Below are 13,395 nucleotides of genomic sequence, written 5' to 3' on the forward strand. Positions count from 1 at the left end.
GACCGGACGAGGATTCGAACTTGATACCGGGTAGGCATCGACGAATCAGACGTCGAAGCTGATCATCTTCTTCATCGTGAAGACCCCGAGCGACATCCAGATCGCGGAACACACCAGGGCAAGTTTCCCGATATCGGTCCGCCAGAGCAGGGAGATGTAATCCGGGCTCGACAGGTAGGTCAGGAGGGCGACGATGAAGGGAAGCGCCGCGATGATGCCGCCGGACGCCTTCGCCTCCATGCTCATCGCCTGGATCTTCCCGGCCATCTTCTTGCGTTCGCGCAGAACCCGGGACAGGTTGGCGAGGGCCTCGGACAGATTGCCGCCGGACTTCGCCTGGATGCTGATCACGATGGCAAAGAAGTTGACGTCCGACACGGGCACGCGCTCGTGCATCTTCATCAGGGCTTCGCCGAGGGACAGGCCGAGAGTCTGGGACTCGACCACCTGACGAAACTCGCTGCGGATCGGCTCCTCGGCCTCCCGCGAGATGATCCGGAAGCAGTCACCCACCGGGATACCCGCACGCACACCACGGGTGATGATGTCGATCGCCGTCGGCAATTCGTTGATGAACGCCTTGATCCGCCGCTTGCGCAGATACGTGATGAGCCAGAGAGGCAGCCCGAAGCCGCCGGCGAAGACCGCGCCCAACCCCGCGAGGGGATTGCCGGTCGCGATCAGGATCACCAGGCCGAACACCACCGCCATCACTGCCGCGACGGCGAAATATTGCTTGCGCGACCAGGACAGGCCGGCGCGGGCCAGCTTCAGCTCCAGCGTGACCTTGGTACCTTCGCGCTTCGCCTCGACGTCCTTGAGGCTCTTGGCGACCTGCTCGCGGCGATTGACGGTCGCGACCCGGTTTCCCGGCGCCGTCACGACGCTGACGGTGCGACGGCGTTCGGCGGACCGCTTCTCTCCCGAGAGGTAGGGAAAGACGAAGACGTAGGCGAGCCCCCCGGCCGTGAGCGCGAGGAGACCGGAGGCGAGGGCCAGGCCGCCGGCGTTCACAGCCCACTCCCGCCGGCACCGGCCGCATCGAGGGCCGCCGCGAGCGCTTCGTCCTCGCCGTAATAGCGCGCGCGCTCCCAGAACCGGGGGCGGCCAATACCCGTGGATCTATGGCGCCCGATGAGCTTGCCGTTCGCGTCCTCGCCGAGCACGTCGTACAGGAAGAGATCCTGGGTGATGATGACGTCGCCCTCGAGTCCCATCACCTCGGTAATGTGGGTGATCCGGCGCGACCCGTCGCGCAGGCGGGTGGCCTGCACGATGACGTCGATGGAGCCGCAGATCATCTCTCGCAGCGTCCGCGACGGCAGACTGAAGCCGCCCATGGTGATCATCGACTCGATACGGGCCAGGGCTTCGCGCGGGGAGTTCGCGTGGAGCGTCCCCATCGAGCCGTCGTGACCGGTGTTCATGGCCTGCAGGAGATCGAAGGCCTCCGGGCCGCGGACCTCGCCGACGATGATCCGCTCGGGCCGCATGCGGAGACAGTTCTTGACGAGGTCGCGCATGGTGACCTGCCCGGACCCTTCCATGTTGGGAGGCCGGGTTTCGAGGCGCACCACGTGCGCCTGCTGGAGCTGCAGTTCCGCCGCGTCCTCGCAGGTGATGATGCGCTCGTCGGCGTCGATGTAGCGGGTCAGGCAGTTCAGCAGCGTGGTCTTGCCGGATCCGGTGCCTCCCGAGATGACCACGTTGCAGCGCACGCGGCCGATGATCTGCAGGATGCGGGCGCCTTCCGGCGAGATCGCTCCGAAGGTCACCAACTGGTCGAGGGTCAGCTTGTCCTTCTTGAACTTGCGGATCGTCAGCACGGGCCCGTCGATGGCCAGCGGGGGCGCGATGATGTTGACGCGCGACCCGTCCGGAAGACGGGCGTCGCAGATCGGCGAGGCTTCGTCGACCCGCCGGCCGACCTGGCTCACGATCCGCTGGCAGATGTTCATCAGTTGCTGATTATCGCGGAAGCGGACGTTGGTCAGCTGGATCTTGCCGCCGACTTCGATGAAGGCGCGGCTGGCGCCGTTCACCATGATGTCGGCGATGTCGTCGCGGGCCAGCAGCGGCTCCAGCGGGCCGTAGCCGAGCACGTCGTTGCAGATGTCGTCGAGCAGCTCTTCCTGCTCGGCGATCGACAGGACGATGTTCTTAAGGCCGATGATTTCCGAAACGATGTCGCGAATTTCCTCGCGCGCCGATTCCGCATCGAGACGCGAAAGCTGGGACAGATCGATCGCCTCGATCAACGCCCCGAAGATCATGCTCTTGGTGCGGAAGTAGTCCTCGGACTTGGCCGACTCCGTGACGGGCGCGGGCTCGGGCCGGCGGGGCGCCTCCGCGCGGGGGCGCAGGGCGGAATCGTCGTGGACCGGCAGCGAAACTTCCGGCTTGTCGACCACGGCCGCCGGACGCGGCGCCTGCACCGCTGCGCTGCCGGATCGTCTACCGAACATGGTGCAGCCTCCTGGCGATCAGGTCACGGGGAGCAGGCCGGAGCATCACGACGCCTTGCGACGGGCGAGCTTGGAGAGCAGCGGCTCGAACAGGTTCGGGCGCGCCCGGCGCAGTTCGGCGCGGCCGGTGATCGAGGCGGCGAGCGACGAATAGATCTCGGCCGCCTTCGCGTTGGCCTGCACCTCGCCGATCATCTGCCCGTTGTTGGCGGCGGTCCCAAACAGCGCGGCATCGAAGGGAATCGCGGCCGTGATCGTGGTGTCGAGGGACTTGGCGAACTCGGCCGCGGCGATCTCGGGACGCTTGGGCACCCCGACGCCGTTGAGGATGATGCGGGGCTTGCGATCATTCGGGCGGTTCTGCTGCAGAAGCGTCAGAAGATTCTTCGTGTTGCGCAGGGCGGCGAGCTCGGGACTCGCGACGATCAGGATCTCGTCCGCGCTGATCATGAGCCGTCGCGACCAGGCGGTCCACTGGTGCGGCACGTCGAGGACGACGCATGGCACGGCGGCCCGCAACAGGTCGAGCAGATGGTCGAAGGCCGGCTCGGCGAGATCGGTGGTGCGGTCCAGGGTGGCGGGGGCTGCGAGCAGGGAGAGATTGTCGCTGCACTTCGACAGGAGCCGGTCGAGGAGATTCGAATCCAGGCGATCCGGCGCGAACACAGCCTCCGCGATGCCCTGGGGCGGATCCTGATTGAAGTTCAGGCTCGCGGTCCCGAAGGCGATATCGAGGTCGGCGATGACCGTCGCGGTGTCCTGCTCCCGACCGATCGTCCAGGCCAGGTTGTGCGCGAGGGTGGAGACGCCGACCCCCCCCTTCGCGCCGACGACGGCGACGGTGCGGCCGACCGGCTTGGCGCCCGGCGCCGTGAACAGGTCCGAAATCGCCTGGATGAGGTCGATCGGGCGCACCGGCGCCATCAGGTACTCGCTGACGCCTCGCTGGATGAACTGCCGGTAGAGCGCGACGTCGTTGACATGCCCGATGACGACGACCTTCGTTCCCTCGTCGCAGACCTCGGCCAGCGAATCGAGGCATTCGAGCGGGCGCGACTTCGCCCCCTGGGTCTCGATGACGATGACGTTCGGCGTGGGCGCATGCCGATACGCTTCGACCGCCGCCGCGCCGCCGCCCATCTGAACCTTGATGTGCGCCTTCTGCAGGCGCCGGTCCGCGCCGGCCGACTCGATCAGCGCCGCGCTCTCCTGCGTCTCGCAGAACGCCTGAATCGTGATCCGCGGCACGGGAGCGATGATGCGCTCGGACGTCTCGTTCAGATCCGTCATGGAGGGAATTCCGGTTCAGGTTGCCGCCGATGCGGGAGCGAAGATGGGGCACGTCGCGGGCGAGACGGTGCGCCCGCCCGACGCGGTTATTGGGAGACCTGCGCCTTGATCGAGGTCTTCCCATCCTGACGCCATTCGATTGACGGATCCTTGCCGTCGCGGATCTTGCCGATGTCGTTCGTGCGCCGGATCGTATCGATCCGACCTTCCGGGCGGGCGCGGACGAGATCGACGGGATCCGCGATCTGCGCGGCGACGTTCGACTGCGTCGCGCAGCCGAAGTTCCAGTAGGCCTCGTTGCGACCGCTGAAGGCCGGATCTCCGACGCCCAGATCCTGGGGCCAGGTTCCGCACTGGCTTCCGCCCCTGGCCTCCATGCGCTGGAAGCTGAGCCGGAGGGGCGCCGCAAGGTTCGGATTGGCCACCGCATAACGGGCGACCACCACCTGGCGGTCGGAGACGCCGCCGTTCAGGCTTATGCGATGCAGGGCCGCGGCCGTCCGTTCCACCGCGGCCGCCGTCCGGGGCGTACCGCCGGCGGGAACGTCGAGGGCCAGCGTCCCGCGCCCGTAGCGCCGGAATTCCAGCAGGAACGCGTCGACGTCGGCGGCCTGGCGCGGATCGAGATGGCCCGTGCCCGTGACGAACACGTCGAGGGTGCGCACGCCCTCGGCGAGGGCGAGGGGATGCCGCGCGCGGTAGTCGGCCGGATAGAGCGAGCCGGTGGTCACGACGGGATCGGCTCGGCAGGCCCCGAGCAGGGCGGCGACGCCGGCCACGGCCACGAGGGCCAGGGGGGTGCGGAGGGGAGAGGTGGACATCGGGGGAGGGTCCTGCTGAGGCCGGGGCCGGAGCGCCTGGATCGGTCGGGAGAGCGCCGGACTAATCGGTGATGAAGCCGACGCGGCCGCGATAGGCGCTGCCAAGGGGACTGGCGCCGGCGACGCCGTAGAGGCGGTTGAAGCGCCCGAGCAGGATGGCCTGCGCATCCTGCGCATCGACGAAACCGTCATCCGGGCGGGAGACCTGGCGCGGCTCCATCGGCTTGGCGATGTAGGGCGTGACCATGATCATCAGCTCGGTTTCCTGCCGCTGATAATCGCGCGAGCGGAAGAGCGCGCCGATGATCGGCAGGTTGATCAGGCCGGGCAAGCCGGTGATCGCCGCCTTGTTGCGCTGCTGGATCAGGCCGGCGGTCATCATCGTCGCGCCGGAGGCGAGCTCGATCGTGGTCTCCGACTTGCGGACGGTGAAGCCCGGCACGGCCGTGGTGGTGCCGGTGAAGTTCAGGTTCAGGGCGTTCTGCTGGTCGATCTCGGTGACCTGGGTGCCCACGCGCACCGAGATCTTGTTCTCCGCCAGCACCACAGGCGTGAAGTTGAGGCTGACGCCGTAATCCTTGTAGCTGACGCTCGGAACGCAGGTTTGGATCGTGCTGGTGCCGACGGAGGTACAGCTCAGGTTCGACGGGACCGGGATCTGCCCGCCGGCCGTGAAGGTCGCAGATTCGCCGGAGATCGCCGTCAGGGTCGGCTCGGCCAGAACACGGGAGACGCCGGCCTGCTCGAAGGCCCGCAGGGTAGCCGTGAGGTTCGCTCCGCCCGGCCCGTTGATCGTTCCGGACAGGAGGTTGCCGGTGGGGAACGAGCCGCCGTTCAGGGCGAGCGGCGCCGTGTTGACGAGGTTCAGGCCGGACCAGCCGCCGCTGAGATTGACGCCGAACTGCTTCAGGACCGTGCGCGACACCTCCACCACCGTGACGCGCAGCATGACCTGATCCTTGCCGCGGATCGTCAGGTTGTTGATGACGGCGCCGCGCGCCGCGGCGCCGGCGGCCGAAATCCCCACGAAGGCATTGGCGATGTCGAGGGCCTGGGCCGCCTCGGACGCCGAGTTGACGGTCCCGGTCAGCACGACCGAATCCCCGGCGGCGCGCACGTCGAAGCGTCCCCCGGCGATGCTCTGGTTCAGGGTCTGGCGCAGCACGTTGAGGTCGCGCGCCACCGTGACGTCGAGGGCCGTGATCTGCCGGCCCTCGGCATCCATGATGAAGATCGACGTGGCCCCGTTCTCCATGCCGATGATGAACACCTTCCGGGTCGAGCGGACGACCGCGTTGGCGACCTTCGGATTGGCGACGAAGACCTCCTTGGCGTCGCGCGGCAGATCGATCACCAGGGAGCGTCCCATGGTGAGATCGATCCGGCGCGAGGTCGCCGCCTCGTTGGTCCCGACCGCGAGGATCGGCGCCGCCGTCAGTCCGCCGGAGGGCTGGCCGTAGCTCGGATTGACCATCGCGTTGGGCAGGAGGCAGGCGAGGAGGCAAGCCAGCAGCGGGGTGCGGCGCGCCGCCGGCCAGGGGGAGAGGGTCATCGACGTGTCCTCAGTCATGGTGCGTGTGCTTCCCTCAGCGTCGCGATTGCTGCTTCGCGACGCCGAACCGCACCACGGTCAGGGCCGTCTCCGGACGACCCTCGAGAATGGGCTCGCCCGCGCGCCCGCTATCCACGAGGCTCCGCAGGGAGAGCGAGAGTTGACCGACTTTCTGGGCGAGCGTGACGGTCTCGGCCTGGGCCGGCGTCAGGGCCAACGTCGCCGTCTGGCCGGTGGCGACGGTGTTGCCGTTCTTCTCCTGGAGGATCTGCCCGATCGCCAGGACGCGCACGTCCTGGAGCAACGTCTCCGAGACCTGTACCTCCGCGCTCCCGCGCGAGGATTCCTCGTCCCGATAGGTCCGGAGCACGTCCACGTGGTCGTTGGGGAGGATGAAGCCGCCTGCCGTGCTGCTGCCGATCGCATCGATGGTGATGGCGACGGCGCGCATGCCGGCGGGCAGGATCGCGGCCATGAAGCCGCCGTCGGAGCGGGCGAGCTTCTGCGGCCGGATCGGTTCACCGGCGAGGAAACTCGACCGGGCGATCGACCCGACGATCTCCTCCATGCCGCGGGGCGAATTGGTGCGGGTGATGTAGCCGCTGGTGACGGCATCGTTGGGCCAGGGCTGCCAACGCAGGTCCGGTGCCTGGATATTCTGGCCCATCGGCAATTCGGCGGCGGCGACGAGCACGTCCGTCATCGGCACGACGGGAGGCGGAACGATGGCGGCCGGCTGCACGACCGGCCTGTCCTCCCCGCTGATCAACAACGCCGCGCCACCACCTGCCACGAGGGCTATGGCAAGGACGGCCAGTCTGGCTGGTTTCATCGCCGAACTCGAACCTGCGACGGCACATCGCCGTGTCGGTTCAGAGTGGCCTGGCATTCCTCAAATTACGGTTAACAAGGAGTAATCGGTTCGACGCATTGCCGAACCGAGGAGCAATGCCGTTCAGACCGCGACCAGGCGAAGCCAGATGGCCGTGTCGGGCAGCACGAGGAGCGCCGAGAGGGCGAGGGCGATGCCGTAGGGCACGCCGGTCTTCGCATCGTGCAGGTGAAGCACGAAGGGAAGGCGGGCGATCGTGGGCGGGAGCGGCTGCTGGCGCAACGCGAGGAGCGTCAGGGTCAGTGCGCCGCCGGCGAGCGAGGCGATGAGGAGGTAGCCGGCCAGCTGGTCGAAGCCGATCCACAGGGCCGTCGCGGCCGCGAGCTTCGCGTCGCCGCCACCGATGAAGCCGAAGGCGAAGAGCGTGAAGGTCACGACGAGGGTCGCGGCGCCGGCGCCGAGGTGCCCGGCGAGATCGTCCCAGCCCAGGCCGGTGGCGACGGCGAAGACCGCGAAGCCGACGACCAGTGCCACCGAGACGGTGTTGGGGATCAACATCGTCAGGAGGTCCCTGACGGCGGCGTAGGCCATGAGAAACGGAAACACGACGAGGAGGCTGACGCTGGCCATGTCGTTCTCGGTCCTGTCTCTTGCGGGCGCAACATTTCGCGGGCGCGGGTCTCTCGCGGGCGGGAGGCCCTGGGGAACCCCGGCCTTGCCCCATGATCCCGGACCGGGATTAAGAGTCCGTGCCGCGAAACCCGAAAGGGCGCACGCCACGCGCGCGAACGATCCCGCAGATCCGAAACGGAGCGAGGAGCATCGCGGACATCCCGCAATACTCCTCGAAACCGGCAAAATCGGAAGATCTACAGCGAACCGATCGGCCACCGGGGCCGTAGCCGCGAGACCGTCCCGGGTGCGCGGACCGCGATTACGAGCTCTTGAGGTTGTTCGCCACGGTGGTGAGGGTCGCACGCAGGTTCGTGCCGACCGTTGTCAGAACGGTGACGACGGCGACGGCGATCAGAGACGCGATCAGGCCGTACTCGATCGCGGTCGCGCCGGACTCGTCGGCCACGAAACGCTTGAACATGGTGGTCATGGCAAAACTCCCCTGGAAAGGCATGTGCCGTTCACGCTGTAGGCGTCTCAATCGGCGACAGGTGGAGTGTGCCCCGGCGCCGTTGCCATTGGGTTAAATCGGTCGCCGAAACCCGGGCGGAGGAAACCGCTTCGTGATGTGGTGAAGGGTTGGTTAAAAGCCGCACGCCGCCCTCGGCAGCGGAGCTGGGGGCTCGATCCGAGACTTCTGGTGATCGCACGCGTCGACTTCACGCCCCCCGCATTCACGGGCGGTTCTAACGAGGGTCTCTCATCACAAGTCGGACAACGCGCTTATCGGTTCGTTTACCGTACTGGTGTCTCTTGGTCGTCGAGCTTCGGCCGGTGGGTGCGTCCCGATGCACCGAGATCAATCACGATCTGCGTCGTGCCGTGCGGTCCAGTGAGCGTCCGATGCACTCCCCAACCAATCCGTCCCACATCCCTCTCCGGATCCTGACGGCGCTTCTCCTGGCCGGGTACGCCGTCTTCGGATGCGGGTCGGTGCGCGCTCAGGCACCGGACGCGCCGCCGACCATCGTGGCGGTCACGGTCGACAACGCCAAGGTCATGCGCCTGCCCGAGAAGACCCAGACCGTCATCGTCGGCAATCCGATGATCGCCGACGTCGCCCTCCAGCGTAACGGCATCCTGATCCTGACCGGGAAGAGCTTCGGCAGCACCAACCTGATCGCCCTCGACGCCGCCGGCCACATGCTAGCGGAATCCACGATCAGCGTGCAGGCGCCGCAGGCGGCCGTCATCACGGTTCAGCGCGGTCTCGAGCGCGAATCCTATTCGTGCACGCCGAATTGCCAGCCCTCGATCCAGCTCGGCGATGCGAACAAGTTCTATGGAGAAGTCAGCAGTCAGGCCGAGAACCGCCGCGCCTTGGCTACCGCTGGCGCCGGACCCACGAATCGCTAGCCCGTTCGCGCGCCGGGAGCCGCGAAGGCCGCTCCCCGGACCTCAACGGACCGGTGTATGCCGCTCGCCGGTCTCGGGCGCCGAGGCCAGGCGAAACCCGTCCAGCCCCTCGACCGTGGCCGCGAGGCCCGCGCGCCGGTCGGCGACGTAGCGCAGCGCGCCGGCGACCACCCGCTCGGAATAGGGTTTCGCGATGACCCCGACCGCGCCGGCGAAATCGTCGGGGATGCGCTTGGCGTTCGCGGTCATGAACACGACCGTGGTGTGAGGATCGGCGCTGAGGGCGCGGGCTACCTCGACGCCGGTGGGGCCGTCGATCAGATGGATGTCCACGAACGCCACGTCGGGGGAGGTCGCCTGCCCCAGGGCGATCGCTTCCGCCGAATTCCCCGCGATGCCGACCGTGATGTGGCCGAGGTCATCGAGCAGGCATTCCAGTTCGAGGGCGATCAGGACCTCATCCTCGACCACGAGGATCCGCAGGGGCGTCTCGGTCATGGGGAAGCCCATTCGGGCCCCGGCGCCCGATCCGTGATGGGACTCTGGAGGGAGATCGCGTCGAGGGGAACGAGGATCTCGACGCGGGTTCCCGGCGCGACGTCGCTCCAGGCGATCACCCCGCGAAGCTGCCGCACCACCATCTCCACCAGGGAGCGACCGAAGCCGGCCGGATTCGGCGTGCCGCCGGCTAAACCGACGCCGTCGTCCTCGATCAGCATGCGCAGGCCGTCGTCGCTGCGCTGCGCGCTGATCGTGATGCGCCCGGGCCGGCTGTCCGGGAATGCGTGCCGGACGGCGTTGGTCGCCAGTTCGTGCAACATCAGCGCCAGGGGCGCCGCCATCGCGGCCGATACGGCGATCGAGTCGATCTCCGCACTGACGGCCGTCCGGTCCGTGTCGAGCCCCGCCACCAGCTCCGAGACGAAGTCGTCGGCGAACTCGCGCAGGTCGAACCGCGTGACGTCGCCGGTGGAGTAGAGCATCCGGTGCACCGTCGAGAGGGCGCCGATGCGCTCCGCCATGCCCTGCAGGGCATCCTTGGCCTCTCCGCGCGGGGTGCGCCGCGCCTTGAGAAGCATCAGCGAGGAGATGACTTGAAGGTTGTTCTTGACCCGATGGTCGACCTCGTGAAGGAGCGCGGTCTTCTGCTCGAGGGCGGCGCGAAGGTGGGCGGTCTGCTCCCCGACCCGTCGTTCGAGCTCGTCGTGCGCGTCCTTCATCGCGACTTCGGTCCGGTACTTGCCGGTCATGTCGGCCTGCGCCGAATAGAAATGCACGATCTGCCCCGTCTCATCGTGCACCGGGGCGACCGTCATGCCGTTCCAGAACGAGGTCCCGTCCTTCCGGTAATTGACCAGCTCGATCTCGATGGGTCGCCCCGCGATCACCGCGTCGCGCAACCGACGCACGGCCCGCGGATCGGTCTCGGGTCCCTGCAGCATGCGGCAGTTCCGACCCGAGATCTCCTCCCAGGCGTAGCCGGTCAGGCTCAGGAAGGCCTCGTTCGCCCAGACGATCGGGTTGTCGTGCTGGCGCGGGTCGGTGAGGACCATGGGCGTCGGACTCGCGGTGAACGCCGCCACGAATGCGCCTGCGCTGATGCCGAGGCCGTGTGCTCCGGTGGCCGGCGTTTCCCTATGCGTCATGATCGGCTTCAGCCAAGACGAGACACCCGAAATGTTGACCTGAACGTTGGCCCGTCGCCGGTCCACTCGGGCGCGACCACAGACTTGAACTGCCGGGAAACCCCGCCGTCAACACCTGGATCGAGGAACCTCTTGGAGGCGATCGGGCCGCTAACAGGAAGATGCGAGACCTCGCGTTAAGATTTCGGAAGGCATGCTGCCGATGGTAAGCGATGCGCCACGGCACGCGGGCCCGGCGACAGCCCCGTGCCGGGGCGGCGCGGAGGCCTGCTATGGTCTGCGGGCATCAAGCCTTTCGGCCCCCAGGAGTTCCATGCCATGGCCCAAAGCGACGCGCTGGAGATCCCGAGCCGCCGCCTCCGACTGAGGGACATCGTCGAGGATCCCCGGATCCTCCTGATGCTCGCCCTGGGCTTCTCGTCGGGATTGCCGCTGCTGCTGGTCCTCGGGACCTTCTCGACGCGCCTCGCCTACTCGGACGTCGACATCAAATCGATCGGCCTGTTCAGCTATCTGGCGCTCCCCTACAGCCTGAAGTTCTTCTGGGCCCCGATCATCGACCGGTTCGACGTGCCGGTGCTGAGCCGGGCGCTGGGCCGCCGCCGGGCCTGGATGATCGCGACCCAGTGCGCGGTCGCCCTGTCGCTGAGCCTCATGGCCTTCGCCGACCCCGGCACCAGCCTGGCGCTTCTCGGCCTCGGTGCGTTCCTCGTCGCCTTCTGCGCCGCGACGCAGGACGTGGTCATCGACGGCTGGCGCATCGACGCCGCCGGCACGGACCTGCAGGGGGTGATGGCCGCCACCTCGAACCTCGGCTACCGCCTCGCCCTGATGTCGGCCGGTGCCGGAGCCCTCTTCATCGCCAGCGCCTATGGCTGGAACGTCGCCTACCTGTCGATGGCGGCCCTGATGGCCGTCGGCATGGTGGCCGCGCTGCTCGCCCCGGCCTACGACCGCGCGATCACCGACGCGACGCCGGCCGCCCCGGCGAGGACCTGGACCTTCCGGGGCGCGGTGCTGGAGCCCCTCACCGAACTGCACACGCGGCTCGGCGCCCGCCTCTGGGCGATCCTGCTCCTCGTCGCCCTCTATCGCCTGCCGGACTTCATCTCCGGCGTGATGGCGAGCCCCCTCTACCGGGAGGTGGGGTTCAGCCTCGTGGAGATCGGAGCCGTCTCGAAGCTCTACGGCATCTGGGTCGGCATCGCGGGCGCCTTCGTGGGCGGCTGGGCCATGACGCGCTTCGGCCTGTTCCCCACGCTCGTGGTCGGCGCCTTCCTGGGTGCGGCCTCGAACCTCGCTTTCTCATGGCTGTCCTTCGGCGGACCGGAGGTCTGGCGTCTCACGGCGACGATCTCGATCGACAACTTCTGCGGCTCCTTCGCCGGGATGGCCCTGATCGCCTACATGTCGAGCCTGACCGCGCCCGGCTTCGCGGCGACGCAGTACGCACTCTTCTCCTCGCTCTATGCGCTGCCGGGCAAGCTCGTGGCCGGCACCTCCGGCTTCGTCGTGGCGGCCTACGGATATCCGGTCTTCTTCGCCTTCACGGCGGCGGTCGGCATCCCGGTGGTCGTCCTCTGCCTGCTGGTCGGCCGGGCGGGCGGGCGAAAGGTGTCCGCCGCCGAAGCGACCGCGACGGACCCGGTCCGCCCCGAAGCGGCCGCGGGCGACGAGATCGGCGGGAACCATCCGCGGGGCCCCGGCCTTGCTTCCACCGGCCAGGACCACCCTGGCGCAGGCCGGCCCACGAAACCCCACCCGGCACACGGATGAGACAGCAGACGTGAGCAACATCAAACTCGTCGACGACACCACCACCGCCCCGGCCGTGAGCCCCGGCATTCCCGGCCTGAGCGAGGCCGATCGGGCGGCTTTGCGGCGCGCCGTCGAGGCGCTGGAGAAGCCCGGCCTCGCGGCGCGGCTCTCGGCCGTGGCCGGCGCCCCCCTGGACATGATCGGACGGGCCCTGCCGGCGCCGGTCACCGACGCGGTGTCGCAGGCGACGGAGAGCGCCATGCGCGCCTCGCTCAAGGTCGCCCTGGCGACGCTGCCGGAGGGGCGCGCGATCGCGGTTCCGGCCGATCCGCTTCTCGCCGGTCCGGCCGATACGGATTCCGCAACGGTCCGCACGACCACGCGCCTGGCGAAGTACCTGCCCTCCAGCGCCTTCGGCCACAAGGCGATGGCCGCCGTCTCCGGTGCCCTCGGGGGCGCCTTCGGCCTCGCGACGCTCGCGATCGAACTGCCGGTCTCCACCACCCTGATGCTGCGCTCGATCGCGCAGATCGCCCGGGAGGAGGGCGAGGACCTCAGCGATCCCGAGAATGCCCTGGCCTGCGTGCAGGTCTTCGCCCTGGGCGGTCGCGAGGCGGCGGGCAGCGCGCTCACCGAGAGCGGCTACTTCGCCGTGCGCGCGGCCCTGGCCAAGACGATGGTCGAGGCGGCGCGCTATGCCGGCAACCGCGCCCTCCTCGACGAGGCCGCGCCGGCCCTGATCCGCTTCTCGACGCAGATCGCGGCCCGCTTCGGCCTGGTCGTCTCCCAGAAGGTGGCGGCGCAGGCCGTCCCCATCCTGGGAGCCGTCGGTGGGGCGGCGGTGAACGCCGCCTTCATGGACCACTTCCAGTCCACCGCCCGGGCGCATTTCACCGTGCGGCGGCTGGAGCGGCTCTACGGGGCGGAGCCGGTCCGGGCCGCGTACGAATCCGAGAAGGCGATGCTTGGCCTCTGAAGCCACGCGCCCGGGCGGGCCTCC

13 protein-coding genes are annotated in these 13,395 nt (G+C 68.4%); 3 read left to right on the top strand and 10 right to left on the bottom strand.

All coding sequences use genetic code 11. The annotated features are described in order from the left end of the window. Positions 1 to 45: 45 nt before the first annotated feature. From ASF20_RS11825 to ASF20_RS11860, 8 genes are all read right to left on the bottom strand, one after another. Positions 46 to 1,014, bottom strand: a complete 969-nt coding sequence (locus ASF20_RS11825; RefSeq protein WP_056274451.1) for a type II secretion system F family protein — start codon at positions 1,012 to 1,014, stop codon at positions 46 to 48. Then, complete coding sequence (locus tag ASF20_RS11830; RefSeq protein WP_056274454.1) at positions 1,011 to 2,465, bottom strand: CpaF family protein; 1,455 nt, start codon at positions 2,463 to 2,465, stop codon at positions 1,011 to 1,013. The genes ASF20_RS11825 and ASF20_RS11830 overlap by 4 nt, the downstream gene beginning before the upstream one ends. Before the next feature lie 45 nt (positions 2,466 to 2,510). Next, on the bottom strand, positions 2,511 to 3,755 hold the full coding sequence (locus ASF20_RS11835) for an AAA family ATPase (RefSeq protein ID WP_056222418.1): 1,245 nt from the start codon (positions 3,753 to 3,755) through the stop codon (positions 2,511 to 2,513). An 86-nt stretch (positions 3,756 to 3,841) separates the two neighbouring features. Further along, a complete protein-coding gene (locus ASF20_RS11840; RefSeq protein WP_056274458.1) occupies positions 3,842 to 4,576 on the bottom strand; it encodes a CpaD family pilus assembly protein in 735 nt (244 codons plus the stop codon). Between the two features lie 61 nt (positions 4,577 to 4,637). Beyond that, positions 4,638 to 6,050, bottom strand: coding sequence for a type II and III secretion system protein family protein (locus ASF20_RS11845; protein WP_156648059.1), 1,413 nt, complete (start codon positions 6,048 to 6,050; stop codon positions 4,638 to 4,640). A 112-nt stretch (positions 6,051 to 6,162) separates the two neighbouring features. Next, positions 6,163 to 6,960 carry a Flp pilus assembly protein CpaB gene (gene cpaB, locus ASF20_RS11850; protein WP_056222406.1) on the bottom strand — a complete coding sequence of 266 codons (798 nt, stop codon included), beginning with the start codon at positions 6,958 to 6,960 and terminating at the stop codon, positions 6,163 to 6,165. 123 nt (positions 6,961 to 7,083) lie between these two features. Next, complete coding sequence (locus tag ASF20_RS11855; protein WP_056274464.1) at positions 7,084 to 7,590, bottom strand: prepilin peptidase; 507 nt, start codon at positions 7,588 to 7,590, stop codon at positions 7,084 to 7,086. A gap of 304 nt (positions 7,591 to 7,894) precedes the next feature. After that, the gene (locus ASF20_RS11860) at positions 7,895 to 8,065 is read right to left on the bottom strand and encodes a Flp family type IVb pilin (protein ID WP_056222398.1); all 171 of its coding nucleotides are present in this window, start codon (positions 8,063 to 8,065) and stop codon (positions 7,895 to 7,897) included. A gap of 413 nt (positions 8,066 to 8,478) precedes the next feature. On the opposite strand from ASF20_RS11860, the gene ASF20_RS11865 reads away from it, so the two are divergent. Next, positions 8,479 to 8,991, top strand: coding sequence for a pilus assembly protein N-terminal domain-containing protein (locus ASF20_RS11865; protein ID WP_082501303.1), 513 nt, complete (start codon positions 8,479 to 8,481; stop codon positions 8,989 to 8,991). Positions 8,992 to 9,033: 42 nt separating this feature from the next. Here ASF20_RS11865 and ASF20_RS11870 read toward each other — a convergent pair whose 3' ends face one another. Both ASF20_RS11870 and ASF20_RS11875 read right to left on the bottom strand, forming a co-directional pair. Beyond that, a complete protein-coding gene (locus tag ASF20_RS11870; RefSeq protein WP_082501317.1) occupies positions 9,034 to 9,489 on the bottom strand; it encodes a response regulator in 456 nt (151 codons plus the stop codon). Then, on the bottom strand, positions 9,486 to 10,637 hold the full coding sequence (locus tag ASF20_RS11875) for a histidine kinase dimerization/phosphoacceptor domain -containing protein (protein WP_056274469.1): 1,152 nt from the start codon (positions 10,635 to 10,637) through the stop codon (positions 9,486 to 9,488). The genes ASF20_RS11870 and ASF20_RS11875 overlap by 4 nt, the downstream gene beginning before the upstream one ends. A gap of 318 nt (positions 10,638 to 10,955) precedes the next feature. Between ASF20_RS11875 and ASF20_RS11880 the strand changes: the two genes are divergently transcribed. Both ASF20_RS11880 and ASF20_RS11885 read left to right on the top strand, forming a co-directional pair. After that, positions 10,956 to 12,413, top strand: coding sequence for an AmpG family muropeptide MFS transporter (locus tag ASF20_RS11880; RefSeq protein WP_056274473.1), 1,458 nt, complete (start codon positions 10,956 to 10,958; stop codon positions 12,411 to 12,413). Between the two features lie 19 nt (positions 12,414 to 12,432). Next, positions 12,433 to 13,371, top strand: a complete 939-nt coding sequence (locus ASF20_RS11885) for an EcsC family protein (protein ID WP_244476418.1) — start codon at positions 12,433 to 12,435, stop codon at positions 13,369 to 13,371. Positions 13,372 to 13,395: the final 24 nt, after the last annotated feature.

This window comes from Methylobacterium sp. Leaf88, from assembly GCF_001422795.1.
Lineage (GTDB): Bacteria > Pseudomonadota > Alphaproteobacteria > Rhizobiales > Beijerinckiaceae > Methylobacterium.

Excerpts from the sequence above, each read along its gene's own strand:
- ASF20_RS11830 (WP_056274454.1), bottom strand. The coding sequence starts at position 2,465 with ATGTTCGGTAGACGATCCGGCAGCGCAGCGGTGCAGGCGCCGCGTCCG.
- ASF20_RS11835 (WP_056222418.1), bottom strand. The coding sequence starts at position 3,755 with ATGACGGATCTGAACGAGACGTCCGAGCGCATCATCGCTCCCGTGCCG.
- ASF20_RS11840 (WP_056274458.1), bottom strand. The coding sequence starts at position 4,576 with ATGTCCACCTCTCCCCTCCGCACCCCCCTGGCCCTCGTGGCCGTGGCC.
- ASF20_RS11845 (WP_156648059.1), bottom strand. The coding sequence starts at position 6,050 with ATGGTCAATCCGAGCTACGGCCAGCCCTCCGGCGGACTGACGGCGGCG.
- cpaB (WP_056222406.1), bottom strand. The coding sequence starts at position 6,960 with ATGAAACCAGCCAGACTGGCCGTCCTTGCCATAGCCCTCGTGGCAGGT.
- ASF20_RS11855 (WP_056274464.1), bottom strand. The coding sequence starts at position 7,590 with ATGGCCAGCGTCAGCCTCCTCGTCGTGTTTCCGTTTCTCATGGCCTAC.
- ASF20_RS11860 (WP_056222398.1), bottom strand. The coding sequence starts at position 8,065 with ATGACCACCATGTTCAAGCGTTTCGTGGCCGACGAGTCCGGCGCGACC.
- ASF20_RS11865 (WP_082501303.1), top strand. The coding sequence starts at position 8,479 with ATGCACTCCCCAACCAATCCGTCCCACATCCCTCTCCGGATCCTGACG.
- ASF20_RS11870 (WP_082501317.1), bottom strand. The coding sequence starts at position 9,489 with ATGACCGAGACGCCCCTGCGGATCCTCGTGGTCGAGGATGAGGTCCTG.
- ASF20_RS11875 (WP_056274469.1), bottom strand. The coding sequence starts at position 10,637 with ATGACGCATAGGGAAACGCCGGCCACCGGAGCACACGGCCTCGGCATC.
- ASF20_RS11880 (WP_056274473.1), top strand. The coding sequence starts at position 10,956 with ATGGCCCAAAGCGACGCGCTGGAGATCCCGAGCCGCCGCCTCCGACTG.